Consider the following 25,276-nt stretch of genomic DNA (forward strand, 5'->3'; position numbering starts at 1 on the left):
CTGATAAAATGGGATACGAAGCCGCAATGAACCGCCCCAACGTTAACCGCAAGCGCTCGGTTGTCGTCTCGAAGAAACGCACTAGCGTCAGCCTGGAAGACAGTTTCTGGGCCAGCCTGCAAGCGATCGTTCGCATGGAGAATACAACTATCGAGCACTATATCGAGAAGATCGAGCGCAAACGCGAAACACCAAATTTGTCGTCTAACCTGCGTATCGCTGTGCTCGAATATTTCCAGCAGATTGCTGCACGCAGCTTGACGGCCGGTACCGCCGATCAGCCGGCAGCGAGCAGCAATGCCAAGCTGCATGACAATCACAACCAACTGGCTGAAAAGGTCGCGGCCTATTGGGGCCGTGCGGGATCACAGAATCAGCAGCTGGTCGACTAGGCCAGCTGCTCGATTCTTCCAGTTTATTTGATTTAAGGAAACGACGCGCAGTGCCGCGCGACGTCGTTCGTCGACTATTTTACGACAACAGCCGTTTTGGCCACGGAGCGACAGATGTTTAACCGACAGAGCAAGACCGATTTGCAGAATGCATTGGCGCAAGCGACCGCCATCAGTCGCTCCCAGGCCATCATCGAGTTCAATCTCGATGGCACGATCATCAAGGCGAATGAAAATTTTCTCAAGGCACTCGGCTATACGCTCGATGAGATCAAGGGCAAGCACCACGGCATGTTTGTGCAGCCTGCCGTGCGCGAGAGTGTCGCTTATCGGGAGTTCTGGGGTAACCTTAACAGGGGCGAATTTCAGGCAGGGCAGTTCAAGCGGGTCGCCAAAGACGGCAGGGAGATCTGGATCGAGGCTTCCTATAATCCGGTCATGGACAGGAGCGGCAAGCCGTTCAAAATCATCAAATTCGCCACAGATATCACGGCGCAGAAACTCGAAAGCCTTGAGGCCTCTGGAAAAGTGGCCGCGATCAGCCGTGCGCAGGCGGTCATCGAATTCTACCTTGACGGAACTATCATTACCGCAAACGAGAACTTCCTGAGTACGCTTGGTTACGCGCTGTCTGAAATACAGGGGCGGCATCACAGTATGTTCGTGGAAGCCGGTGAACGCGATGGCGCAGCCTACCGGGACTTCTGGGCGCGGCTCGGTCGGGGTGAGTATCAGGCGGCCGAATACAAGCGCGTCGGCAAGGGGGGCAAGGAAATCTGGATTCTTGCGACCTATAATCCCATTCTCAATGATGCTGGCAAACCGTTCAAGGTTGTAAAATTCGCGACCGACGTGACCCAACAAAAGTTGCTTGCCGCTGATAGCAACGGCCAGATGGCGGCTATTCGCAAGTCGCAGGCGGTCATCGAGTTTCGCATGGATGGCACCATCCTGACGGCAAACCAGAATTTCCTTGATACGGTCGGTTACATGATCGACGAAATCCGGGACCGGCATCACAGCATGTTTGTCGATCCGATAGAGCGGTCTGGCGCGGCCTATGTGGAATTCTGGGCGAGCCTCAATCGCGGGACCTATCAGGCCGCGGAATACAGACGCATCGGAAAGGGGGGGCGGGAGATCTGGATCCAGGCATCCTACAATCCGATTTTCGATCTCAACGGCAGGCCGTTCAAAGTGGTCAAATACGCTGCCGATATTACGGCGCAGGCCATGGCCCGCCTGAAAGCGGAGCGCGCTCGTTCCTTGATCGAGTCGGTCGCTGCCGGCAGCGAAGAGATGAATGCATCAATCCGCGAAATCTCCGAGACGATGGTGAAGTCCCGGCAGACGGCAGAATCCGCGGTGCAACAGGTGGAGACGGCGGACATCCAGGCGCAGCGGCTTACCTCGGCGGCTCATGCGATGGGTGGCATCGTTGGGCTCATCGGCGACATTACCGGCCAGATCAACCTGCTCGCGCTCAACGCGACCATCGAATCGGCTCGCGCTGGTGAGGCGGGGCGGGGCTTTGCGGTGGTGGCGGCGGAGGTCAAGAATTTGGCCAACCAGGCCAAGCAGGCGACCGACAAGATCAGCAGCGAGATCGAGGCCCTGAACGGTATCTCCGGTGACGTGGTTGGCGCGCTGGTCTCGATCAAGCAGGCGATCGAGCATGTTAACGAGTTCGTGACCTCGACGGCGGCGGCCGTCGAAGAGCAGAGCACTGTGACCAGTGATATGTCGGACAACATGCAGCGCGCGGCGTCTGAACTGGCCTGATACGCTGAATTTGTACGGCTTTGTCGGATCATCCGCGATTGTGCTATCAATTGCGGATGATCCTGCCGTTCAATGCCGCCACCCGAACAATGATCGAGACTCGCCTAGCCGCATTCACGCGGATCGAACAGGGCCAGTACGCTTCGGGGCTGAAGCGTGCGGCGGTGGCCCTCGTGATGGTTGAAGCCGCGACCGAATTGGAGACCTCGCTGTTGCTGACGTTACGCGCGTCCGGTCTGCGCGCTCACAGTAATCAATGGGCACCTCCTCGCGCGGCCGCAGGCGTTCGATTTCGTTGCCATTCCCGAGAGCGACAGGCGCCTGATCCGCTACAGTCATTTCGGCCACTTTATTCACGCGCCGACCGCGGCGCTGATCTATCAGTTCAGCGAAGTTCTTGCGGGTCGCACCACCCGTGTGGCCGAGCTGGAGCAGCCGGTCTTCGCCTGGAAGTGATTCTGCTCCCCCGGCGCGACGTGTCAGCGCAGGCAGTGTCCGGCTTTGGAAAGACATTGTTCACCAAACTCATCCAACGTTATTTTGAGCGGGGTATGTTTGACCCGCCTGGGACGGGCGCGGGGCGGCGTCCCGCCTCATTCCTCTGCATTGCCGGCTATGCCGGCTGCCATCTCGACAGGTCCCATGTCTCATTTGATTCGCGCCTTTACTGCCACTGTCCCGCTCGCGGTATTTTTGTTCATGCCGGTCGCGTATGCGCTGGATTCCGCCCAATTACCGGCAGGCGTTGCCAATGCGATGGCTCAGGGCGCTTCGCCACAGGCCATTGTCGAATACCGCCGCAAGCTTGCAGAATATCAGGAAGCGCGCGTGGCCTTCGATCAAGAGGCCGGTGCCTATTGGGATGCAATCTCTGAGAAGCGAAAAATCCGCAATGCCAAGCGCCGCGACCGCCAGCAGATCACGCTTAATGACTATGTGCTGGAACAGGCGCCGCTTTATGAAGGACCAAAACGTCCGGTGAATCCGGAGCCTGAGGATAGCGGTCCGCGCGTTCGCAAGGATCTTCCGGTGGTGGCGGATTTCCTCGCGGCGGCGAGGGAGCAATTTCAGTTCGTGCCGCAGCGGCCTGCCAATGAGATGGAGTTCAAGCGCGCTTATGCTCGTGCTGCCCTGCAGGCCGGGCTGACACGCGACATTGCGGTGCGCGTCTATTCCTTCGAAACCGGTGGCAATGGTGGCCATGACATGCAGTCGGGCCTGAACCCGTCACGTCCGGGGTCGCGCGCGATCTCCACCGCTATCGGCTACAATCAGCTGCTCACAGCCAATACGACGACGCTCGTTGCCGAACAGGGGCCTCAGATTTTGAAAGTTCTGACCGAGAAGGCATCGACGCTCTCGGGTCCGCAGCGTAAGGTGATGGATCACAAGATTGCGGTCTTCAAGCGTATGCAGGCGACTGTGCGCACCGTTCCGCAAAACTGGAGCGCGCTCGAGAAGCTGGGCACGACGCCGCAGGGCTGGGCCATGCATGCGCTGGTGCTGGACATGGATATCGGCCCGCAGTTGCAGGTCCACAAACTGCTGACGTCAGTGAATTTTGCCCGCGCCCGCGGGTTTGATCGCCCGCTCAGCGCGGCCGAGCTTGAGATGATGAATCTCACTGGCGATGGCAACGGCTTAGATATGGTGACCATGCCGCTGGCGATGCGCGAGCAGGTGCCGACGGCGAACTTCTTCCAGCGTGGCGGCTATGAGCGCAATCCGGTGGCGATTCGCCACAATACCGTAGCCAAGCTGCTCGCAGTCACCAATGCGCGGATGGACAGCAACAGCAATTTGCCAGGCGCAAAAGAATTGGCCGCGGCTTTCTGAGCCACGGCCAATCTATGCCTCGTGATGTGCGCTCTCGCCGGAGAGCGGCTGGGCCTATGAATTGCCCGGATTGAAATCGTCGCTCGGTGCTTCTGCTGGCGCGCCAGCTACAGCAACGTCGGGGCGAGGACCGTGCGGACGGCGGCGACGACGCGGCGGGAAGCGCTCTCCACCACCACTCTGTTCGAAGCCACCTGGAGCAGCACCCGGCTGAGGCTGCGCACCACCCGTGATGAAAGAAGGCAGACGATCAACACCATCGCCGACCGGCATCATCGGCTGCGGTTGCGGCTGATATTGCGGCTGAGCCTGCGGCTGATTTTGCTGGCGGTGTTCGCGATGATTGTTCTCGCGGGGCTGATAGGGCTGACCACCCTCACGCTGCGGAGGCTGCTCGCGCTGCGCAAAGGGCTGCTGCTGCACTGGCACGAAACCGGGCTCGGCGCCGAAGTTCGAGTAGCTCTCGCTCTCGTCATCGTTGTCCTCAGGCGGCATCTCGTTTTCGGTGCGCGGTTGCGGCTGATTCTGCCGGAACTGCTCCTGCGCGGCGGCGATCAGGCGGAAATAGTGCTCGGCGTGCTGATAGTAGTTCTCGGCAGCAACGGGATCACCAGAGCTGCGTGCATCGCGGGCGAGCTGGACGTATTTCTCTGCGACGTGGGAGGCGGTACCGCGGATCTTGATGTCGGGGCCATTCGATTCGAAGACCCGGGTCATCGGGTTCTGGCCGCGCCGATTGTTATTGTTATTATTATTGTTGTTGCGGTTGTTGTTGTTGTTCCGCATCCGCTTGTTGTTGTTCTGACCGTTTCGCATGTGTCGCCTTCAGTTATCGATCCAGAGTGTCACAGAGCTATGTTTCAAAGAGATGATTGCCGCAGCACATTGCGGGATGCGGACGCGTCAAGCGTCCGAATCGTCGTGCAGACCTTTGCTGCATCGATCTTGCCGTCATTCGCGTTCAACAAAGACGCGTTCCCCAACCGCCCGCTGACCATGCCAGCCGGACCAAATCACTCACCTGCCGAAACAAGGTCAGGCTTCTGTGCGTGAAGTTTAAAGCGCAATATCAGGCTTTCGTTCGCTTTGCGGTCGCGAGCAGCGCAGCTCTCTCAGCCATCGCGCTCAACCAAACCTGCCTGTTGGAACCTTTCACCCGGACGGGCTCTCTAGCGAGAATTCTGGCTTCCTGCCGTAAATCTACGGGGCGAGCCAACCCTGAACCGATGTTGTGACAGGAAGGTAGTCGCTCCCCGGGGATATTCCAAGTGGTTTTTTCTGTCCTAAGAAGGCTTTATCGGGGCTTTTTTTGTCCTGATACCGCCCTGCAAATGCCTCCCAGATCGGCTTTGGCCGGCCTCGGCAGGGTTAACCCGGATACCGCCATCAGACCGGCGACATCGTCGCTTTGGTGGTGGCCCACCTCGACCACCAGCAGGCCGCCGGGCACCAGCAACCGGGCGGCCTCGGGGGCGATGATTCGATAGGCATTTAATCCGTCTCTTCCACCATCCAGGGCGCGGAGTGGGTCGTGGTCGCGCACCTCGATGTCGAGGTCGGCAATGTCGGCCGAGGGAATATAGGGCGGATTGGAGACGATCAGGTCGAAGCCGCCGGTCAGGGCTGAGGCATAGTCGGAGACAACGAAATGGGCGCGCTCGATCAAGCCGAGTTGCGCAGCGTTGGAGCGAGCCGTTCGCAGGGCGTCGAGATTGATATCGGTCGCAATGCCGGTGGCGTTGGTTAACTCTGAAAGCAGCGCCAGCAGGATTGCGCCGGAGCCTGTGCCGAGATCGGCGATCACAAGCGGACGGTCACGCGGACCTGTCGCATCGAGAAGTTCGAGCGCCGCCTCGACGAGGGTTTCGGTATCGGGACGGGGTACCAGCGTGTCGGGGGATAGCTGCAGCGGCAGGCCCCAGAATTCTTTCATGCCTAGGACGCGGGCCACGGGTTCGCCATCGATGCGGCGCTGTGCGAAGCGGGCAAGTTGGGCCGCTTCATTGGACGTCAGGATGCGCTTCGCAGCCGAGATCAACCCGGTCAGATCGAGTTCGAGCGCGGCACCTGTCAGCAAGCGCGCGTCGAGTTCAGCGGAATCGATGCCGTGGGTGCGGAGCAGATTGGTCAATGAGCGTCGCGCGTTCTCGATGCTCTGTCCGGCGAACATGTCGCCGGCGCTCACGCCGTGTCGCCCTGGGCAGCGAGTTGTGCAGCCTGATGCTCTGTCGTCAGCGCATCGACCAGTTCGCCCAACGCTTCGCCGGCAATCACCTGCGGCAGCTTGTAGAGCGTGAGATTGATGCGGTGGTCGGTGACGCGGCCCTGCGGGAAATTGTAGGTGCGGATGCGCTCCGAGCGGTCACCGGAGCCGACCTTCTCCTTGCGCTCGGCCGAGCGGGCGGAATCGATACGCTGCTGTTCGGCGTCATAGATGCGCGAGCGCAGGATGTTCATCGCCGAAGCGCGGTTCTTATGTTGCGAGCGGCTGTCCTGCATCATCACCACGATGCCGGTCGGGATATGCGTGATGCGGATCGCTGATTCGGTCTTGTTGACGTGCTGGCCGCCGGCGCCCTGTGCGCGCATCGTGTCGATGCGCAGGTCGTCCTGCTTGATGTCGATATCCACTTCTTCGACTTCGGGCATGACAGCGACCGTTGCCGCCGACGTGTGAATGCGCCCCTGAGTCTCCGTATCGGGCACGCGCTGCACGCGGTGTACACCGGATTCGAATTTCAACTTGGCGAAAGCACCGCGGCCCTTCACCTCGGCGATGATTTCCTTGTAGCCGCCCATGGTGCCTTCGGACGCCGAAATCACCTCGACCTTCCAGCCGGCCAGTGCCGCGAAGCGCTCATACATCCGGTACAGGTCGCCGGCGAACAGTGAAGCCTCGTCGCCGCCGGTGCCGGCACGGATTTCCAGCACGACGTTGCGCTCGTCCATCGCATCCTTCGGCAGCAGCGCCACGCGGATTTCCTGCGCCAGCGCCTCGATGCGTTCTTCCAGCGCCGGACGCTCGGCCTGCGCCATCTCGCGCATCTCCGCATCGGTCGAAGTGTCGGCGATTATCGCATCGATATCTTTGAGCTCTGCAAGCGCGCCGCGATAGGTCTTCACCGCGTCGATCAACGGATTGAGCTCGGACAGCTCGCGCGTCATCTTCACATAATTCTCGGCGCTGACCTGACCCATCAGTTGTGCCTCGAGCGAGGCGTGATGTGCGAGGAGCACGTCGAGTTTTGTTTCGGGTAGCAGGGACATCGTGGAATCTCGGAGATCGCGGAAAGGGGAAAGCGCGTCGTGCGGGCAAGAGCCTCGCTACAACGACAGCCCTTCGGCTTCGGCGAATTCAGTGAGCTTCTGCCGGATCGAGACGCTGCCCGAGGGAGCGTCGAGCAGTTGTGTCATCAGCGCCTCGGCCTTTTTGGCATCGAGGTCGAGAATCATTGCCTTCACGGGACCGTGTGCGGTGGCCGACAGAGACAGCGAGCGATAGCCCATGCCAATCAGTGCCAGCGCGCCGATCGGCTGCGAGGCCATCTCGCCGCACAGCGAGACGTGACGTTTGGCGGCGTCGCCCTTTTGCACGATCTCACGCAGTACGCGTAGGATCGGCGCCGACAGCGTATCGAAGCGTTCCGACACCTTGGCATTGCCGCGGTCGACAGCGAACAGGAACTGGAACAGGTCGTTGGAGCCGACCGAGACGAAGTCGACCTTCTTCAGGAGTTCGTCGAGCTGATAGACCAGCGCAGGCACCTCGATCATGGTGCCAACATCGATCCGCTCTGGCAGCGCATGACCATGCTGGCGCAAATAAGTCAGCTCGCGTTCGATGATCGCCTTGGCCTGATCGAACTCGGCCACTTCCGAAATCATCGGGAACATGATGCGCAGCGCACGCCCGCCGCCGGCGCGCAGCAATGCGCGGATCTGGCCGCGCAGCAGGCCGGGCCGATCGAGGCCAAGACGGATCGCGCGCCAGCCCAGCGCTGGGTTCTCCTCGACGATGGTCTCCATGTAAGGGAGTGCCTTGTCGCCGCCGATATCAAGGGTGCGGAATGTCACCGGTTTCGGGCCGGCAGCATCGAGCACCGCACGATACAGCGCCAGCTGATCGCTGGAGCGGGGCAGGCTTTCCCCCACCATGAATTGCAGTTCGGTGCGGAACAGGCCGATGCCCGCCGATCCGGTATCGTCGATATGCGGCAGGTCGATGATCAGACCGGCATTGATCAGCAGGTCGACCTTCTGGCCGTCCTTGGTTACGCAGGGAAGGTCGCGCAGCGCTGAGTACTGCGCCTGTCGCCGCGCGCGGAAACGCACGCGTTCGGCATAAGCGGATTCGATCTCGGCCGAGGGCCGAATATAGATCGAGCCCGAGGTGCCATCGACGATGACGGCGTCGCCTGGATCAGCAATGCCCGGCGCATTTGCGACTTCGCCGATCGCGGGAATGCCGAGCGCGCGCGCCACGATCGAGACATGCGAATTAGCCGTACCTTCCTCCAGCACCAGGCCACGCAACTTCTTGCGGTCGTAGTCGAGGAGGGCGGCCGGGCCCATCGCGCGTGCGATCAGGATCGCATTGTCCGGCATCTGCTCGCGCGACGGCGCGTGATCCTGGCCGACCAGCTGCCGCATCAGGCGGTGGCCGAGATCTTCAAGATCGTGCAGGCGGTCGCGCAGATAGGGATCGGTGGAACGCAGCATGCGCGCACGGGTATCCGACTGCACGCGTTCGACGGCGGCTTCCGCAGTGAGGCCGGTGGCGACCGCTTCGTGCAGCTTGTGCGACCAGCCGTGGTCATTGGCGAACATGCGATAGGCTTCGAGCACATCGCGGTGCTCGCCGCCGTCGGCGACGTCGCCGCGTTCCAGCATGCGGTCGAGGTCCGACCGCAGCTTGGTCAGCGCCGTGTCCAGCCGTTTGATTTCCTTCGGCAGGTCTTCGGCGATGTAATTGGTGATGACAACGCGTGGCTCATGCAGCACCACATGGCCGAGCGCGATGCCATCGGAGAGGATGGCACCGGTCTTGTGCAGGGAATGCCGCGCAGCGGGCTCGGCGCCCGGCTGCGCCAGCGCCGAAAGCTCGCCGGAAGCGATCATCTCGGCGAGCACCATCGCCGTTGTCTGCAGCGCCTCGACTTCTTCCTCGACATAAGTGCGCTTGGCGCGGTTCTGCACCACCAGCACGCCGAGCGTATTGCCGGCGCGCAGGATCGGCACGCCGAGGAACGAGTGATAGATCTCTTCGCCGGTCTCCGGGCGGAACGAGAACGCCGGGTGGCTCTGGGCGTCGTTGAGATTCAGCGGTGTGGCTTCGGAGGCGACCAGGCCGACCAGGCCCTCATGGGAACTCAGCACCGTCTGGTGGACGGCGTCGCGGTTGAGGCCTTCGGTGGCGTAGAGCTCGAGTGTATTGTCGACGCGCAGCACGTATGTCGAGCAGACTTCCGCCACCATATTGGCGGCAATCAGCACCACGATCTTGTCGAGGCGTTCCTGAGCGCTGACCTGCTCCGCCATCACTTCGCGGAGCCGTCTCAGCAAGACTCGGGGGCCACCCGACGCGCTCCGCATGTGCCGACACCCTCCCCACGAGGCCGACACCTGACAAAAGCCGTGCGCCGACGCTAAGCCTCAGAAAACAATAGAATTTGCACCGCCGCGCAACAAGAGGCGTAGCGACAGAACCGTATCAGATTGTCCGAAACGGCGCCCTCAGCCGCAACGGCTGCCCATGCAGGCCGTATAGCGAATTGAGGCTTGTTTTGCCAAGCAAAACACCTGCCAGACAAGAAACACACCGTTCACATCAAAATAACGGATGTTTCAGGAAAAATTTTCTACGCTTTGTCGAGACCATACAGCGTGTGCAGGGTGCGAACCGCCAGTTCCGTATAGGCCGTATCGATCAGGACCGAGAACTTGATCTCGGACGTGGTGATTGCCCGGATATTGATCTGGCGCTCGGAAAGGGCCGCAAAGGCTTGTGCGGCGACGCCGGCATGGCTGCGCATGCCCGATCCGATCACCGAGACCTTGGCGACATCGGTTGCGCTGTCGATGCGGGCATAGCCGATCTTGGCCTTGGCCGCGGTGATGGTCTCTTTAGCGCGGACATAGTCGGTGGCCGGGACGGTGAAGGTCAGGTCGGTGGTCTTGCCGTCTTCGGAGACGTTTTGGACGATCATGTCCACATTGATGTTAGCTTCGGCCAACGGCACAAAGATCGAGGCAGCGACGCCCGGCTTGTCCTCGATCTGGCGGACGGAAATCTGGGCCTCGTCCTTGGAAAAGGCGATTCCGGTAACGACGTGGCTTTCCATGATTTCCTCCTCGCTGCAGATCAGCGTGCCCGGCGGGGTGCCGTGCGGGTCGATGTCTTCGGGTTTGTCGAAACTTGAGCGCACGAAAATCGGCATGTTGTGGGTCATGCCGAGTTCCACGGAGCGGACTTGCAGCACCTTGGCGCCCTGCGACGCCAGTTCCAGCATTTCCTCGAACGCCACCTTGTTCATGCGTTGTGCCTTGGGCACGACGCGCGGATCGGTGGTGTAGACACCGTCCACATCGGTATAGATGTCGCAGCGGTCAGCCTTGACGGCGGCGGCAATTGCCACGGCCGAGGTATCGGACCCTCCGCGACCGAGTGTGGTGACGCGGCCGGTTTCGGCATGGATGCCCTGGAAGCCGGCGATGACGGCCACTTCCTTGCGCTCCTTGAAGCGCTTGATGAGCTTGTCGCCGTCGATCTCGTCGATTCGGGCCGAGGCATGGGCGTCCGACGTCTTGATCGGGATCTGCCAGCCCTGCCAGGAGCGGGCCTGGATGCCGATGGTCTGCAGCGCGATCGCCAGCAGGCCGGCAGTCACGAGCTCACCTGACGCGACGATGGCGTCGTATTCCCGGGCGTCATGCATCGGCGACACTTCGGTGCACCAGGCCACCAGTTCGTTGGTTTTGCCCGACATCGCCGACACCACGACCGCGACCTCATGACCGGCATCGACCTCGCGTTTGACATGCTGCGCGACGTTGCGGATGCGGTCGATGTTGGCGACGGACGTACCGCCGAATTTCATTACGAGCCGGCCCATGACGAGTGGTGCATTCCCTGACGACAGTGGGTAAAGATACCGCGCACTACGCACGCGGGCGAAAACGCGCGTATACATAGCGGCGAGGGTGGGGGCAAGCAACCCGGGCTCCTGGTCCCTTAGAACGCACCGAGACAGGGCATTTTGGACGGTTTATGGGGCGCTATATCGACGATATCCTGCAGCCGGGCGAGAAGGTGCTGTATTCCAGCAACTTGCACTGGGTGGTCTATGTCCCGGCCATCGCGGCCTGGATCGTCTCGGCGGCTTTGCTGGTCCTGACGCGTTACGCGATCAACGAAACCCTTGTTCTGCTCTGCCTGGCATCCTCGGCCGTAGTGGCCTTCGCGGCGCTGTACTGGTCGATGAAGGGCTGGTTCCAGCGCTGGACGACCGAGACGGATGTCACCACGCTGCGGGTCGTGCACAAGGAAGGGTTCATCACGCGCAAGACTTTCGAGATCAGTATCGACAAGGTCGCGAGCGTCAGCGTCAATCAGAGCATTCTGGGACGCATCTTGAATTATGGTGACATCGCCATCGAGAACATGGGTGATGATGAAGAGGTCATCAAGATGATCGCGTCACCACTCGCATTTCGCAGCCACATCACAGCGCGATAGGACAACGGCTCCACAATGGCCATGCAATCCAGCTATTCCGATGCTTCCGCATCCTCCGTCGATGCCAGCGAAGTCGCGAAATTCTCCAAGCTGTCGGAGGAATGGTGGGACCCGCGCGGCAAGATGGCGCCGCTGCACAAGATCAACCCGCTGCGTCTGACCTATATTCGCGACGCCGCCTGCCGCAAGTTCGATCGCAATGTTCGCAGCCTGAATTGCCTGAGCGGATTGCGCATGCTCGATATCGGCTGCGGAGCGGGTTTGCTCTGTGAGCCGTTCACGCGGCTCGGAGCACAGGTGATCGGCATCGATCCCTCCGCCACCAATATCGCCGCCGCCAAATTGCACGCCGACAAAGGGCATCTGTCGATCGATTATCGTTGCACCACCGTCGAGGAGATGGACGTGCGTGAGCGCTTCGATATCGTGCTGGCGATGGAAGTCGTCGAACACGTCGTCGATGTCGGCGCATTCCTCGATCGCTGCGCGCAGATGCTCAAGCCCGGCGGCATGATGGTGGTGTCGACGCTGAACCGTAACTGGAAGAGCTTTGCACTCGGCATCGTCGCCGCCGAATATGTGCTGCGCTGGCTGCCACGTGGCACGCATCAGTGGGACAAGTTCGTCACCCCGGACGAACTCGCGCATCATCTGTCGCGCAACAAGCTGGAAATCACCGAACAATCAGGTGTGGTCTACAACCCGCTCGGTGACCGCTGGATGCTGTCATCCGATATGGACGTGAACTATATGGTGGTCGCGGAAGAGGTCTAGCGTTTCTGTTCCGCCTGTCCCGCTTCGACAGGTCGTCAAACCCCGTTGAGAATAATCACCGTCGGTGCCTTGGGCAGCGCATTGAGTGATATCGTCAGCGTTTGGGCGCTGCGCTGGTCGATTTCGAAATCTTTTCCGATCTTCGTCATGAAGTCGCTGAGCGGTGTCATGAAGCGATGCATGGGTAGCACCACGGAGGCGCGCAGCCGCCTCGTGATCTCGGATACGCCGTCGAGGGACATTGTGTAGCTGCCATCGATCGGCACCATCACGATGTCGAGGCGGCCGATCGCGGCGAAGTGGCTTTCGTCGAGCTTGTGATGCAGATGGCCGAGATGGCCGATGCACAGGCCAGCAACCTCGAAGATGAAGATCGAATTGCCGTCTTTCACCATCTCGCCGCCCGCGTCATCGCCATAGTAACGGCGGATGTCTGTCGTGACGTTGCGGATCAGCACGTCGCCGATGCGCTCATGGATTTGCGCCGGCTGTCCACTCCCGCCCCACCCATGCAATACCGTCTTGATGCGCGGGTCGGGGTACAGCGTGTAGTGGGTGCTGTGCGCTCGGTTCATCGTCACCACGTCCGGGATGCGATCGAGCTTGTAGACGCCGTTGTAGTCGGTGGCGATGGTCACGCCGCCGGGTGTGTCGATGTAATAGGTGGAGTGCCCGGCATAGGTGATGGCGACCTCATCGGCCTTCGCCGCAGTCCGTTGCAAACCGACCGGAATTGCGAGTGGTGGCCGTGTGGCCATTGCCAGACACTCACTGCCGCGCGGGGCATTTTGCGCGAGCGCTGGGGTAACAACCCAACTCATTGCCCAACAAGTCAGGGTGCTGAGGACAACAGGCAGAAATCGCAGCATGATCCGGCAGTCTCCGAATGCGCTTTGCTTCAATGTATCGCCAAAAGCGGACGCTGCAATGCTGGTTGTGGCGCCGGAGACTGCCCAAGATCGCGGCGCATCGCACGATGTGGATGCCCGGGTGCCGCGATGGAATAGTCGCCACGCTGCAGGGATTGACACGTTGTCTAAGGTAATATGGTTGGGTAGATCTTGTGATCACTACCGTGAGCATTGCAGTTGTCATCCGATTCAGTCCAACCCTGGGAATTCGTCAGCCGCGATGATCGTGTTGCGGCGTCGCAATCGGGCTGGGTGTTTGACACGGCGATGCTGCTGCTGACGCGGCCGCTCGATGCGGCGATTGCCGGGATACTTCAGGCCATAGGCGTGGACGCCGAAGCAGATCGCGCATGGATGTTCGAATACGACGCCGACCATCTGCGCTTTCGCAACACCCATGAGTGGAGTCGCGGCGGAGTCGGATCCTTTGTGCAGGATCTGCAGCATGTGCCGGTGACCATGATCGGCTGGCTGCATCAACGGCTGGTTCTGGGGCAGGCCGTGATGGTCAATGATATCGAGGCGCTGCCACGCAGCGCCGGTGCGTTGCGCGCTGAGTTTATCCGGCAGAACAACAAGAGCGTACTCAGTGTGCCGGTGTTTCATGACGGCAGACTCGTTGCCTGTATCGGTTTCGATGCGGTCGCAGCATCGCGCCGGTGGTCGGATGAAATCGCTGATCTGTTTCGTTGTGCCGACCTCATCGCGGCGGCGCGCTACGGCCGGTCGCCGATCACCTCTGGTGGGGAAGATTCGCAGGCTGCGTATCCCGCACTGATCTACCTACGTCGCGCGCATGGCATTCTCGGCACGCCATTGGCCGAAATCGTCGGCCTGCGCTCGTCCAAAGACTATACCGAGGTGTGGCTGGTGGATGGCGCGATGGTGCTCGATCCAAGGCCGCTGACACAGTGGCTGGGCCTGATCCCGCCGGGTTGGTTTGTGCGCATTCATCGCACGGCCGTCGTCAATCATCAGTTCGTGCGCGAGGTCGTGCGCCGGTCGAGCGGGGCATGGCAATTGCGCTTGCATGATTATGAAGACCATTGGCCGGTGTCGCGCGCGGGTCGAGCTGAGTTACGCGCGCACCTTGGCGTTTGAACGACACGAAGCGAGATGAATGCGAGCGCGTTGACGACTCACATTCCGCGTGCCGATTGCTATCAATCGCGTGCTGATCACGACTTAACAAATCGTTAGCGACGTCAGTGTGTTGAGTATTTTTCGCGCTGTGTGTTGCTACGTTTCAACACGCGAAAAACCTGCAGGGCATTCGTCGAACCTATAGGTCGATTCGTCGATCTTTGATTGCGACTCGTCATGCGATCGCGTGTCTCATGGAACTTCACTCGCGTGGATCTGCGAGCTGGAGTTGGATCGTGAAGCTCCCGGTATTTTCAGTCGTCAGCGCAGCGTGCTGCAGCGGCTCGAGTACGAGCAGCGGCACCGGCGCGCGCCGTGCCAACACATTGATGTCGTTGACAGCCATGATGCTGTCGCTGTTGTTGCTTGCCGCCCCGGTGCTGGTGGTCGCGGCGATTGCCTCGTCGCAAGCGGTTCATGCGCAAGCTTCGGGCGTCGGCGGCAATGGCGGAGCACATGCATCCAGCAATCCGAAAGCGGGCGGGACAGGCGGTGTGATCGACCCGGCTAATGGCGGCGGTGGCGGCGGCGGCGGCGGCAGGGATGCCGACAACAAGCACCCGAAAGACGCTGACATCGGCAACGGCGGCAAGGGTGGCAGCGGTGCGCATGCCAAAGGAGGAGGGCTAGGCGGCTCGGGAGGGGCGGTGGGCTTCAATGGCTCGCAACTCTTGGGCGGCGAAATTCAGGGCCAGGCGGGACAATATGGTTGGTTTCCCGAGAAGGGCAAAGGCGCGGATGGAACCAACTGGTTTCACGGAATGGGCCATGACGGCGGCAGCGGCGGTGGCGGAGGCGGTGGCGGCACCGGCGCGATCTTCAGTGGAGCATTCGTTCCCGGCAACCAGTTCATTGCAGGCGGCAGAGGCGGCTACGGCAGCGTCGGTGCCAATGGTGGCGATGGCGTGTTGGCCTTTTATGGCACCTTCATGGAGCCCGGTTACGGCGGAGGAGGAGGCGGCGGCGGTGGCGGTGGTGGTGGCGGCATAGGCCTCTTCTCCACCGGAGACACTTTGGAAACGCTGGCACCGATGATCAGGGGTGGTCTCGGCGGTTGGGGCGGCGCTGGCGGCGGTGGAGGTACTGGCGCCCCCGATGCTATCGGCAACTATTGCCCCGGCGGACAGCCGCCTTGCATCACCACTGCGACCGACGGCGGCATCGGAGGCGATGGCGGCAGTGGCGGTAATGGTGGCAGCGGCGGCGCCGGCGTTGTCGTCTCAAGAGCGCGGATGACGGTCATTGAAGGCGGTGCATCGGTGCTTGGTGGGGGCGGCGGCGGCGGCGGGGCCGGGGGATCTGGCGGCCAGGGCGTCTCCGGCGGCAATGGCGGCAATGGCGGTGCTGGCGGTAGCGGCGGCAATGGCGTCGTGTTGACGACTCCCGGCACCATACGCGTCGATCGCGGCGGACTGGTGCAAGGCGGCGATGCGGGGGTCGGCGGCGCCGCTGGTCCGGGTGGCGGCGGATGGGAGCTAGGCAATGGAAGTAGCGGTCACGCCGGCGCGAATGGAGCGGGGGGAGCCGGCATCTTCGGGCAGAGCGCCGGCATAACGGTTGTTGCAGGCGGGACGATCGAAGGCGGGCGGAATATCGACGGATCGCGCGCCGCGGCGATTTTGTTCACCGGCGGTGGCAACAGGTTGGAGCTCTGGTCCGGCTCGAACATTACAGGCGATGTCGTCGTCGGTCTGAATGCAAGCAATCCCAATATTTTTGCGTTGGGCGGCTCACAGAATGCGACTTTCGATCTCTCTGCACTCGGCACGAAGTATCGGGGTTTCTCAGCGCTGGAAAAGAATGGCGACGCCGTCTGGACGCTATCGGGAGTATCGACATCTTTTGACGGCGATTTGCGCGCCAACGCCGGCAGTCTGGCCTTTGCTGGTGGCGCCAGACTGACGACGGCCAATGGCTATGTTGGCTATGACAGCGGCACCGATGCCAATGTCACCGTCGCTGGCCCAGGCGCATCCTGGCTCAATACCAATCTGTTCGTCGGTTATCGCGGCAACGGCTCGTTGCTGATTGCGGATGGCATGCATGTGACTGCAGCTACCGCTTCAATTGGCAATGATGCGTCCTATGTCACGCATGGTGCTGTGAAGGTCGACGGTCTGGGATCGGTTCTCGATGCCCAGACCTTGAAGGTCGGGGCGGCGTCTGTCGGTTCGCTCGCGGTGAGCAACGGTGGCGCTGCGAAAGCGCGCACGATTCAGGTAGGCGCCTACGGTGTCAGTGGTACGTTGAGTATCGGATCCGAGCCCGGGGCAGCGGCTTTGGCGCCTGGTGTCGTGACGGGCCTGGTTGAACTCGCGCAAAGCGGCACGCTCAATTTCAACCATACGAGCGGCGACTATCTCTTTAACAATCTCATCACCGGCAATGGTGCGATCAATGTGCTGTCAGGCACCACGATCCTGTCCGGTCGCGGTGCTGCTTTCACGGGCACCACGGAAATCCTGAGCGCAACGCTTGGCGTGACCGGACAACTCGGTGGCACGGTCAATGTCGATGCGGGCGGACGCCTTACCGGCAATGGCTCCGTCGGTGCCACCACGGTGCTCAATGGTGGCACCCTCGCGCCTGATGGCACGGGTCGTCTGACTGTGAGCGGCAACCTGTCGATGCTCGCCGGCAGCGCCCTTGATTTCAATCTCGGTCATCTTTCGAGCGGAGCAGCCTCGACGACGTCAGCGAGCGTCTTCGTCAATGGCGATGTTTCGCTCCACGACGTGACGTTCAATATCAGTGGTACGGGCGCCCCTGCGGTCGGGTACTATCGCGTGATCAACTACACTGGCGGTTCGTCAATCTCCGGACTGACCATTGGCACGACGCCCCCGATCTCGGGACTGTTTCCCGTCACCTATTCGATCGACAGCTCGCGGCTCCATGTGGTCGATCTCATTGCTTCGCCCAACGGCACCGATATCCTTCAACGTTGGGATGATGCGTCGAGCGGCACCGCGGGTGGCAGCGGAACCTGGAATGCGTTCAACAACAATTGGTTTGATTTGGGCGGCGTTGCCAATACCCAGTGGGGATCCATTTATGGCGTCTTCAACGGCCCAGGCGGCACGGTCACGATAGATGGATCGCAGAAATTCTATGGACTGCAATTCGTCGGCGGTCTCTACAACCTTGTTCAAGGCACTGGCGAACTGCGGCCAACCGCGCTGGGCGGTTCGGACGGTATTGGCGAGCTGCGTGTTCTTTCGGGCGAGACGGCGACGATTTCGGCTCCGATTGTAGGTGCCGGTGGTGTGAACAAGACGGGCGGCGGCACACTCGTGCTCGCTGGCACCAGCACTTATACCGGCGGCACGACCATCAGCGGAGGCACGCTGCAGATTTCGTCGAATGCAAATCTCGGCGCCGCAACCGGCGGTCTCAGCTTCGATAACGGCATCTTGCATACGACTGCAAATATCGCCTCGGCACGGAACGTCTCGCTGCTCGGGATCGGCGAGATCGATACCGACGCTGCAACGGCGCTGGTGCTCACCGGTACGGTGTCCGGCGGGGGCAGTCTGATCAAGGCCGGCGACGGCACACTGGTGTTGTCGAACGTCAATAGCTGGACCGGCGGCACCGTGCTTGAAGCCGGTACGCTGCAGCTTGGCGCTTCCGGTGCTCTGCCCAACGGCAGTGACGTGATCGTCTATGGCGGCAAGCTCGATCTCAACGGTTACAATACCACGACGCATTCGCTGGTCGGCTTCGGTGGCGAGATTGCGCTCGGCAGTGCGCAACTGACGCTCGATCAGGCGAGCGATACGGTCATCGCAAGTACAATCACGGGCGTGGGCGGCAGCCTCGTGAAATCCGGCAGCGGCACGCTGCTGTTGTCCGGCACAAATACATATACGGGCGGCACGACAGTCTCGGGCGGCGCTGTTGCAGTTCTCGCGGACGCCAATCTCGGCACGGGCACGCTGACGCTCTCGGGTGGCACGCTGCTGACGCTGGCCGATATCACGTCCGTGCGAAGTATTGTACTTTCCGGCAGCGGCACAATCGAGACGCTGTTCGGAACGACATTCTCAACTATTGGAGATGTCTCGGGCGCCGGCGCATTGACCAAGGATGGTTGGGGCACGCTGGTTCTGGCAGGCGTCAACTCTTTTAGCGGCGGTACGACGATCAATGCCGGTACGCTCCAGATCGGCAATGGCGGGACCACCGGCACGCTGTCCGGCAACGTCATGAACAATGGTATTCTGGCGTTCAACCTATCCAACAACTTCACCTATAATGACGTCATCTCCGGTCCCGGCGCATTCATTCAGATCGGCGTAGGCCTCGCGGCGTTTGGCAATGACAACACCTACAGCGGTGGCACGTTGATCTCTGCCGGTACGCTGCAGCTCGGGACTGGCGGCGCCGCGGGCTCTATCATCGGCGATGTCATCAACAACGGCACGTTCCAGATTTTACGTTCGGATGTCTACACATTCGGCGGGACGATCACGGGAATCGGCATGTTTCGACATGTCGGCACCGGCACGACGGTCCTGACGGCTGACAATACTTATAGCGGTGGCACGGAGATCACGCAGGGCATTCTGCAGATCGGTGATGGTGGTTTCACAGGATCGATCATCGGCAATGTCATCAACAATGGCGAACTTGTCGCGAAGCGCGACGGTTTGCTGACATTGGCGGGCGCGATCTCCGGCACGGGCTCATTCACGCAGAGCGGCTTGGGCATTACGCGCCTCGACGGCCTCAATAGCTATACTGGCGCCACCGACGTCAAGGCCGGCACGCTCAGCGTCAACGGCTCGATCGCCGCGTCGACGTTGGTGAGCGTCGAGCGGGGCGCGACGCTCGGCGGCAACGGCATCGTTAGCACCACACAGATCCAGGATGGCGGCATGCTGTCGCCCGGAAATTCGGTCGGGCTGCTGTCAGTACAAGGCAATCTGACGTTTGCCGCGGCTTCGAGCTACATGGTCGAAGTATCCGGTCTGGCGGCGGACCGGACCAATGTCACAGGCGCCGCGTCGCTCAACAATGCAGGCGTTCGCATCAGCTTCGATCCCGCGGCTTATGTGCGTGAACGCTACACCATTTTGAATGCCGCAGGCGGCATCGCAGGCACGTTCAGCCCGAATATCGTCAGCGACGAGCCGACCTCGTTCATTACGACGCTGAGCTACGATGCTCAAAACGTCTATCTCAATGTCGATCTGAAACTGACGGGTCTTAACATCAATCAAAACAACATCGCTTCGTCGCTGAATGCCTATTTCGGCAGCCATGGCGGCATCCCCTATGCGCTCGGCGCGATGGCGCCGGAAGATCTGACGCTGTCGTCGGGCGAACTCTCGACCGGCGTGCAACAGAGCACCGTACAGGCCATGACGCAATTCATGGGCGTGCTGACCGATCCCTTCGCAGCCAATCGCGGCCTCACGACGGTGGGCACAGAGTCAAACGCCTTCACGTCGGCCAATCGTTCCGCGACGTCGTGGCGCGACGCCTACGGTGCGATCACTAAAGCGCCACCTGCGACGGCGAGTTTCGAATCGCGCTGGAGCGTCTGGGCTGCTGGCTTCGGTGGTGGTCAGGCGACTGACGGCAATACGGTCGTTGGTTCGCATAACAGCAGCAGCCGGATCGGGGGCGTTGCCGTCGGTGCCGATACGTGGCTGTCGCCGCAGACGCTTGCCGGCTTCGCCGTGGCTGGCGGCGGCGCCAGCTTCGGCTTGTCGGATAATCTCGGTTCAGGTCATTCGGACCTGTTTCAGATCGGTGGCTTCATCCGCCATCACCAAGGCCCCACTTATATCACAGCTGTGCTCGCCTACGGATGGCAGAACATCACCACCGAGCGGCTGGTGACCATCGTCGATGCCGACCGGCTGCGCGCGAACTTCACCGCGCACGCTTTCTCGGCGCGTGCCGAAGCCGGTCATCGGAGCGTGGTGCCGTGGCTTGGCGGCGTGGGTTTGACGCCTTATGCCGCGGGCCAGGTCACGAATATCGACCTGCCAGCCTATGCAGAGACGCTTGTTTCCGGCGGCAATGATTTCGCGCTTAATTACACCGGACGCAACGTCACTGCCACGCGTAGCGAACTCGGCCTCCGCATCGACAAATCCTTCGCTCTCGACGCCGCGTTGCTCACGTTGCGCGGGCGCGCCGCCTGGGCACATGATTTCAACCGCGACCGCATCGCGCAGGCCTCGTTCCAGTCGCTACCTGGCGCGAGCTTCGTCGTGAATGGCGCGGCGATGGCAGCCGATGCTGCGCTGACCAGCGCGAGTGCGGAGGTCATGCTCGGCAGCGGGCTGTCGGTCGCGGCGACGTATGAGGGCGAGTTCTCCAACCTCACCCACAGCCATGCCGGCAAGGGCGTCGTGCGCTTCGTTTGGTAAGCCACGTCCGAGGCGGTCGCGATCGCATCGCAGGCATGGGCGCAGGCCGCTTGACCCTGCGGCGTGACGCAGTCAGGTTCCGCGCCATCGCTCGCGGACCCATCCTGCCTCATGTTCACCATCGCCTCGCTCTGGATCCCCTTCACTATCATCGCCTCGCTGGGGCAGGTGGCGCGCAATGCCATGCAGCGCTCGCTCACCGGACCGCTTGGGACCTGGGGCGCCACCAACATCCGTTTTCTGTTCGGCTTCCCGTTTTCGATCGTCTTTTTCGTGGTGATCATCCTGGCGACGGGCGACAAGGTGCCGTGGCCATCAGCCGAATTCTGGCCGTGGCTGCTACTCGGCGCGCTGAGCCAGATCTTTGCCACAGGGCTCATGCTGGCAGCGATGAATGATCGCTCCTTTGTGGTGACTACCGCCTATCTCAAGACCGAGGCGATCCAGACCGCGATTTTCGGTTTTGTCTTTCTCGGCGATCATCTGACGGTGCTGAAGGTCACGGCGATCCTGATTGCCACGATCGGAGTCGTCGTCACGGCGCTGCGGCCCGGTGCCGCGCGCAACATCGCCAGCATCCGGCCGACCGTCCTTGGACTGGTCGCGGCTGCCGCTTTCGCACTGTCGGCCGTTGGTTTTCGCGGCGCCATCATCACGGTGCCCGACGTCAGCTTCGTCACGGCGGCGTCCTATGCGCTGGTCTGGGCATTGTTCGTGCAGACCTTGATCCTGACCATCTATCTGCTGGCCCGTGCACCCAAGGTGCTGAGCGCTATCCTCGGCCTGTGGAAGCCATCGATGCTGGCCGGCTTCATGGGGGCGGCAGCCTCGCAATTCTGGTTCCTGGCCTTTGCACTTACGGCCGCCGCCAATGTGCGGACGCTGGCGCTGGTCGAGGTGCTGTTCGCGCAGGCTGTCGCCTATTATTCGTTCAAGCAGCCCTTTTCGGCGCGCGAATTGTCGGGGATCGCGCTGATTGTCGTCGGCGTGGCGATGCTGGTTGCGGTGTGACGGCGCAGTGCGCGTGATGTCTCTTTCGTGAGCGCGCCTGCTGCGATAGGACTGATCGCAGCCCTCCCGTGCCGATCCCGAGACCAGATTGATGCGCATCCTGTCCCTGTTCTTCCTGCTGCTTGTCGCCAACCCGGCCTCGGCGGTCGAAGCCATCGTCAAGGACGGCGACACCATCCAGATCGGCAATGTCGCCTACAAGCTCGCCGGCCTGGACGCACCGGAGGTGGATCAGCCCTGTGTCGATGAGCATGCCGACAATTGGGCCTGCGGCGTCGAGGCAAGGGATCAGCTGGTGAAACTGATCGGCAAGCGCGAGGTTCGCTGTGAGGACCTTGGCGAGGACAAGATCTACAAGAACCGCCGCGCCGGTCTCTGCAGTGTCGTTGGCGAGACGGGTAGCCTCAATCAGGCGGTGATCCGATCGGGGTATGCGGTGAGCATCGAACCGTCGGACAAGGCAAGCGCCAAGACCAATTTCAAGGCGGACGAAACTGCTGCCAAGGACAAGCGCCAGGGTCTGTGGCGCGGGTGCTTCGTGACGCCACCGGAGTTCCGCGTCAAGGCGAGCGATAGCCCATTGCTCGGCTCGGCCTGTCGGAGCGACAAGGACAAGGAGCTGCGCGCGGCACTATTCCCCACCGATCTCACGATGCCGGCCGGCTGCAATATCCGGGCGAAACAGGTTCGCCGCGCCAAGTTTACCGGCCATGTCGGCGTTTATCTCATTCCCCAGTGCCAGAATTATGCGACCCAGCCGAAGCCGGATCGCTGGTTCTGCAGCGAGGACGATGCCCGCGCCGCGGGTTACCGCAAGGCGCTCAATTGTCAGGCCCCCAGTCGCCGCAACTGAGCGATGAGCCGGTGGCGCTGGACGCCGCGGGCTGAACCACGTAGCAAATCAGGACGCCGGAATGAGCCGGGCGAGCACGCCACAGCTTATTCCAGTATGCGAAATCCGGAGTGAAGCGCGTGGCCGAGAGCACCAGTTCGTCAGCATCGATCGAAGCCGTTGAGCGCAGCCTGGCTTCCGCCGGCTATATCGCCAGCCGGCAGATCGCTACCGCCGTCTATCTCGCCGAGAAAATCGAGAAGCCGATCCTGGTCGAAGGTCCCGCCGGTGTGGGCAAGACCGAACTTGCCAAGGCGATCGCTGCCTCGCGTGGTCTCGAGATGATCCGCATGCAGTGCTACGAGGGCCTCGACGAGGCCAAGGCGCTGTATGAGTGGAAATATGCCAAGCAGCTGCTCTACACCCAGATCCTGAAAGACAAGCTCGGCGAAGTGCTGGGCGGCGCCGATACGCTCGCCAAGGCGCTCGACCAGCTGCACGATTTCGGCGACGTGTTCTTCTCCAAGGAGTTCGTCGAGCCGCGCCCGTTGCTGCGCGCGCTGGAACAGCCGATGGGCTGCGTGCTTCTCATCGACGAGATCGACAAGTCCGACGCCGAATTCGAATCGCTGCTGCTCGAAATCCTGTCCGACTTCCAGGTCACGATCCCCGAGCTTGGCACCGTCGTAGCCATCGTACCGCCGACCGTGATCCTGACCTCGAACGGCGAGCGCGATCTTGGCGATGCGTTGAAGCGCCGCTGTCTGCATCTGCATATCGGCTTCCCCGAACCGAAGCTCGAAGAGCGTATCGTCGAAACCCGCGTGCCCGGTGTTTCCGCGACACTTCGCAAGCAGCTTGTCGGTTTCGTCAATCAGGTTCGCACGCTGGACCTGAAGAAGCTGCCGTCGGTCAGCGAGACCATCGACTGGGCAAAGGTGCTCGTGCTGCTCGGTGCGTCCGAACTCGGCCACGAGATGGTCAAGGATACGCTCAACGTGCTGCTGAAGTACGAAGGTGATATTGAAGCGACATTGCCGCAGGTCTCGGGCTTCGTTGCCAAGGCCGACCGGCAGGGCGTGTTCGGTTAGCCATGCGCGATACGCTGCATCGGTTCTTTCGAGCGGCGCGCGGCGCCGGTGTCAGGATTTCGCCTGCCGAAAGTATCGATGCGATGCGTGCCGCCGCCGAAGTGGGTCCCGCCGATCGCGCCATCCTGCGCGATGCGCTGCTGCTGACCATGGCGAAGTCCGGCGAGGAGAAGGCGGCGCTCGCTGCCTGTTTCGATGCGTTCTTCACCCATCCTGATTTCGACGCGCCGTCGGCGGCAAATGACGACGACGAGACTGGCGAGGGGACAAGCGAGAGCGGGACCGACGCCGCGGCAGGCACCCCGTCGGCACAGGATTCGACCGAACTCGGTTCGCTCGCGCAGATGCTGCTGGCGCAGGATCGCGCCGCCATTGCCGCGGCGCTTTCAAACGCATCGAATGCTGCCGGCCTGACCGACATCCGTGTCTTCACCCAGCGGGGGCTGTTTGCCAGCCGGGTGCTCGAGCAGCTCGGGGTCGCGCAACTGCGCGACGACATTGACGCGCTCACGACGCGCAATCCAGCGGATGCAGAACGGCTTGCAACGGCGCTCGGCAGCCTGCGCGAGACCGTCAGCGAAATGGTCGCGCAGGCGCTCTTGCTCTATGGCCGCGAGGAGAAGGAAGCGCTGCGCAATGAAATCCTGCGCAATGCGCCGATGGCGCGGCTGGAACAGCGACAGATCGCGCAGATGCGCGTTCTGATCCGGCAGATTGCGCGGCGGCTGCGCGAGCGCTTCAGCAAGCCACGCAAGCGCCAGCGTCGCGGCCATCTCGACGTCCGCCGCACCATTCGGCGCAATGCCGCATGGGGCGGCGTGCCCTTCATGACGGCGTGGAAGCGTCGTCATCGCGACAAGCCGAAGATCGTCGCCATTTGCGACGTCTCAGGCTCCGTGGCGCAGGTCTCCGATTTCTTCCTGTTACTGATCCACAGCCTACATGAAGTTGTGTCCGATGTGCGCTCCTTCGCTTTTTCCGGCAACCTGATCGAAGTCAGTGAAGTTCTGGAGAAGAACAAACCTGAAGAGGCGATGAAACAGATCATGTCGTCGGTTGGCTATGGCTCGTCCGACTATGGTCGCTCCTTCGTCGATTTCGAGAAGAGTTTCATGAGTGCGATCACGGCGCAGACCACGGTCATTGTTCTTGGCGATGCCCGCAGCAACAATCTGGATCCGCGCGCCGACATCCTTCGCCGCATCGGCGAGCGCTCGAAGCGGCTGGTCTGGCTCAATCCCGAGGGCCGCATGGGGTGGGGCTTCGGCGATTCCGAAATGCCGCGCTATGCGACCTTCTGCAATGTCGTGCGCCAATGCGCGACGGCGCAGCAACTCGAGCGCGCCGTCGCGGATATCGTGGCGACCTATCAATAGCCGTCGT

At 61.5% G+C, this 25,276-nt stretch carries 19 protein-coding genes and 1 pseudogene; 12 read left to right on the forward strand and 8 right to left on the reverse strand.

The features are described from left to right. Nucleotides 1–8 precede the first annotated feature (8 nt). Nucleotides 9–392: a ribbon-helix-helix domain-containing protein gene (locus tag AB8A38_RS22110; RefSeq protein ID WP_439087408.1), complete on the forward strand. Its 384-nt coding sequence runs from the start codon at nt 9–11 to the stop codon at nt 390–392. Here AB8A38_RS22110 and AB8A38_RS22115 read toward each other — a convergent pair. Continuing rightward, nucleotides 366–680 carry a hypothetical protein gene (locus AB8A38_RS22115; protein ID WP_439088633.1) on the reverse strand — a complete coding sequence of 105 codons (315 nt, stop codon included), beginning with the start codon at nt 678–680 and terminating at the stop codon, nt 366–368. The two genes, AB8A38_RS22110 and AB8A38_RS22115, sit on opposite strands and share 27 nt — an antisense overlap. On the opposite strand from AB8A38_RS22115, the gene AB8A38_RS22120 reads away from it, so the two are divergent. From AB8A38_RS22120 to AB8A38_RS22130, 3 genes and pseudogenes are all read left to right on the forward strand, one after another. Next, nucleotides 564–2,174: a methyl-accepting chemotaxis protein gene (locus AB8A38_RS22120; protein WP_439088583.1), complete on the forward strand. Its 1,611-nt coding sequence runs from the start codon at nt 564–566 to the stop codon at nt 2,172–2,174. The genes AB8A38_RS22115 and AB8A38_RS22120 overlap by 117 nt on opposite strands. A 56-nt stretch (nt 2,175–2,230) precedes the next feature. Next, nucleotides 2,231–2,630 (forward strand): annotated as a pseudogene (locus tag AB8A38_RS22125) (hypothetical protein). 186 nt (nt 2,631–2,816) lie between these two features. Next, complete coding sequence (locus AB8A38_RS22130) at nt 2,817–4,010, forward strand: hypothetical protein (protein WP_439087409.1); 1,194 nt, start codon at nt 2,817–2,819, stop codon at nt 4,008–4,010. A gap of 54 nt (nt 4,011–4,064) precedes the next feature. Here the strand turns inward: AB8A38_RS22130 and AB8A38_RS22135 are convergent, their stop codons facing one another. The 5 genes from AB8A38_RS22135 to AB8A38_RS22155 form a co-directional block, all read right to left on the reverse strand. Beyond that, the gene (locus AB8A38_RS22135) at nt 4,065–4,826 is read right to left on the reverse strand and encodes a DUF4167 domain-containing protein (RefSeq protein WP_315844097.1); all 762 of its coding nucleotides are present in this window, start codon (nt 4,824–4,826) and stop codon (nt 4,065–4,067) included. Nucleotides 4,827–5,304: 478 nt separating this feature from the next. Beyond that, entirely contained in the window at nt 5,305–6,195 is an 891-nt protein-coding gene (prmC, locus tag AB8A38_RS22140; protein ID WP_410001860.1) for a peptide chain release factor N(5)-glutamine methyltransferase, read from the reverse strand. Beyond that, the gene (prfA, locus tag AB8A38_RS22145; protein ID WP_315844096.1) at nt 6,192–7,277 is read right to left on the reverse strand and encodes a peptide chain release factor 1; all 1,086 of its coding nucleotides are present in this window, start codon (nt 7,275–7,277) and stop codon (nt 6,192–6,194) included. Before prfA ends, prmC begins: the two co-directional genes overlap by 4 nt. Nucleotides 7,278–7,334: 57 nt before the next feature. Continuing rightward, nucleotides 7,335–9,602 carry a phosphoenolpyruvate--protein phosphotransferase gene (gene ptsP, locus AB8A38_RS22150; protein WP_089267721.1) on the reverse strand — a complete coding sequence of 756 codons (2,268 nt, stop codon included), beginning with the start codon at nt 9,600–9,602 and terminating at the stop codon, nt 7,335–7,337. A 266-nt stretch (nt 9,603–9,868) separates the two neighbouring features. Next, nucleotides 9,869–11,122, reverse strand: a complete 1,254-nt coding sequence (locus AB8A38_RS22155) for an aspartate kinase (RefSeq protein ID WP_439088584.1) — start codon at nt 11,120–11,122, stop codon at nt 9,869–9,871. A 155-nt stretch (nt 11,123–11,277) separates the two neighbouring features. Between AB8A38_RS22155 and AB8A38_RS22160 the strand changes: the two genes are divergently transcribed. Both AB8A38_RS22160 and ubiG read left to right on the forward strand, forming a co-directional pair. Continuing rightward, nucleotides 11,278–11,745 carry a PH domain-containing protein gene (locus AB8A38_RS22160; RefSeq protein WP_120287359.1) on the forward strand — a complete coding sequence of 156 codons (468 nt, stop codon included), beginning with the start codon at nt 11,278–11,280 and terminating at the stop codon, nt 11,743–11,745. 15 nt (nt 11,746–11,760) lie between these two features. Then, complete coding sequence (gene ubiG, locus AB8A38_RS22165; protein ID WP_439087410.1) at nt 11,761–12,519, forward strand: bifunctional 2-polyprenyl-6-hydroxyphenol methylase/3-demethylubiquinol 3-O-methyltransferase UbiG; 759 nt, start codon at nt 11,761–11,763, stop codon at nt 12,517–12,519. 35 nt (nt 12,520–12,554) lie between these two features. Here the strand turns inward: ubiG and AB8A38_RS22170 are convergent, their stop codons facing one another. After that, nucleotides 12,555–13,388, reverse strand: coding sequence for an MBL fold metallo-hydrolase (locus AB8A38_RS22170; RefSeq protein ID WP_315844093.1), 834 nt, complete (start codon nt 13,386–13,388; stop codon nt 12,555–12,557). A gap of 309 nt (nt 13,389–13,697) precedes the next feature. On the opposite strand from AB8A38_RS22170, the gene AB8A38_RS22175 reads away from it, so the two are divergent. After that, on the forward strand, nt 13,698–14,531 hold the full coding sequence (locus tag AB8A38_RS22175; protein WP_439087411.1) for a LytTR family transcriptional regulator DNA-binding domain-containing protein: 834 nt from the start codon (nt 13,698–13,700) through the stop codon (nt 14,529–14,531). A gap of 244 nt (nt 14,532–14,775) precedes the next feature. Here AB8A38_RS22175 and AB8A38_RS22180 read toward each other — a convergent pair whose 3' ends face one another. After that, nucleotides 14,776–14,919, reverse strand: a complete 144-nt coding sequence (locus tag AB8A38_RS22180; RefSeq protein WP_439087412.1) for a hypothetical protein — start codon at nt 14,917–14,919, stop codon at nt 14,776–14,778. Between AB8A38_RS22180 and AB8A38_RS22185 the strand changes: the two genes are divergently transcribed. The 5 genes from AB8A38_RS22185 to AB8A38_RS22205 all read left to right on the forward strand — a co-directional run bounded on the left by AB8A38_RS22185 (nt 14,903) and on the right by AB8A38_RS22205 (nt 25,269). After that, complete coding sequence (locus AB8A38_RS22185) at nt 14,903–20,959, forward strand: autotransporter-associated beta strand repeat-containing protein (protein WP_439087413.1); 6,057 nt, start codon at nt 14,903–14,905, stop codon at nt 20,957–20,959. The two genes, AB8A38_RS22180 and AB8A38_RS22185, sit on opposite strands and share 17 nt — an antisense overlap. Before the next feature lie 111 nt (nt 20,960–21,070). Then, entirely contained in the window at nt 21,071–21,970 is a 900-nt protein-coding gene (locus tag AB8A38_RS22190) for an EamA family transporter (protein WP_439087414.1), read from the forward strand. A gap of 91 nt (nt 21,971–22,061) precedes the next feature. Further along, nucleotides 22,062–22,823, forward strand: a complete 762-nt coding sequence (locus AB8A38_RS22195; RefSeq protein WP_439087415.1) for a thermonuclease family protein — start codon at nt 22,062–22,064, stop codon at nt 22,821–22,823. Between the two features lie 119 nt (nt 22,824–22,942). Then, nucleotides 22,943–23,893 carry an AAA family ATPase gene (locus AB8A38_RS22200; RefSeq protein ID WP_439087416.1) on the forward strand — a complete coding sequence of 317 codons (951 nt, stop codon included), beginning with the start codon at nt 22,943–22,945 and terminating at the stop codon, nt 23,891–23,893. Between the two features lie 2 nt (nt 23,894–23,895). Further along, a complete protein-coding gene (locus tag AB8A38_RS22205) occupies nt 23,896–25,269 on the forward strand; it encodes a vWA domain-containing protein (RefSeq protein WP_439087417.1) in 1,374 nt (457 codons plus the stop codon). The last annotated feature ends 7 nt before the right edge of the window (nt 25,270–25,276 follow it).

The organism is Tardiphaga sp. 839_C3_N1_4, from assembly GCF_051811045.1.
GTDB lineage: Bacteria > Pseudomonadota > Alphaproteobacteria > Rhizobiales > Xanthobacteraceae > Tardiphaga.

Bases quoted from the DNA above. Each gene is read 5' to 3' on its own strand.
- AB8A38_RS22110 (WP_439087408.1), top strand. From the start codon at position 9: ATGGGATACGAAGCCGCAATGAACCGCCCCAACGTTAACCGCAAGCGC.
- AB8A38_RS22130 (WP_439087409.1), top strand. From the start codon at position 2,817: ATGTCTCATTTGATTCGCGCCTTTACTGCCACTGTCCCGCTCGCGGTA.
- AB8A38_RS22135 (WP_315844097.1), bottom strand. From the start codon at position 4,826: ATGCGAAACGGTCAGAACAACAACAAGCGGATGCGGAACAACAACAAC.
- prfA (WP_315844096.1), bottom strand. From the start codon at position 7,277: ATGTCCCTGCTACCCGAAACAAAACTCGACGTGCTCCTCGCACATCAC.
- ptsP (WP_089267721.1), bottom strand. From the start codon at position 9,602: ATGCGGAGCGCGTCGGGTGGCCCCCGAGTCTTGCTGAGACGGCTCCGC.
- AB8A38_RS22155 (WP_439088584.1), bottom strand. From the start codon at position 11,122: ATGGGCCGGCTCGTAATGAAATTCGGCGGTACGTCCGTCGCCAACATC.
- AB8A38_RS22160 (WP_120287359.1), top strand. From the start codon at position 11,278: ATGGGGCGCTATATCGACGATATCCTGCAGCCGGGCGAGAAGGTGCTG.
- ubiG (WP_439087410.1), top strand. From the start codon at position 11,761: ATGGCCATGCAATCCAGCTATTCCGATGCTTCCGCATCCTCCGTCGAT.
- AB8A38_RS22170 (WP_315844093.1), bottom strand. From the start codon at position 13,388: ATGCTGCGATTTCTGCCTGTTGTCCTCAGCACCCTGACTTGTTGGGCA.
- AB8A38_RS22175 (WP_439087411.1), top strand. From the start codon at position 13,698: ATGCTGCTGCTGACGCGGCCGCTCGATGCGGCGATTGCCGGGATACTT.
- AB8A38_RS22185 (WP_439087413.1), top strand. From the start codon at position 14,903: ATGTCGTTGACAGCCATGATGCTGTCGCTGTTGTTGCTTGCCGCCCCG.
- AB8A38_RS22180 (WP_439087412.1), bottom strand. From the start codon at position 14,919: ATGGCTGTCAACGACATCAATGTGTTGGCACGGCGCGCGCCGGTGCCG.
- AB8A38_RS22190 (WP_439087414.1), top strand. From the start codon at position 21,071: ATGTTCACCATCGCCTCGCTCTGGATCCCCTTCACTATCATCGCCTCG.
- AB8A38_RS22195 (WP_439087415.1), top strand. From the start codon at position 22,062: ATGCGCATCCTGTCCCTGTTCTTCCTGCTGCTTGTCGCCAACCCGGCC.
- AB8A38_RS22205 (WP_439087417.1), top strand. From the start codon at position 23,896: ATGCGCGATACGCTGCATCGGTTCTTTCGAGCGGCGCGCGGCGCCGGT.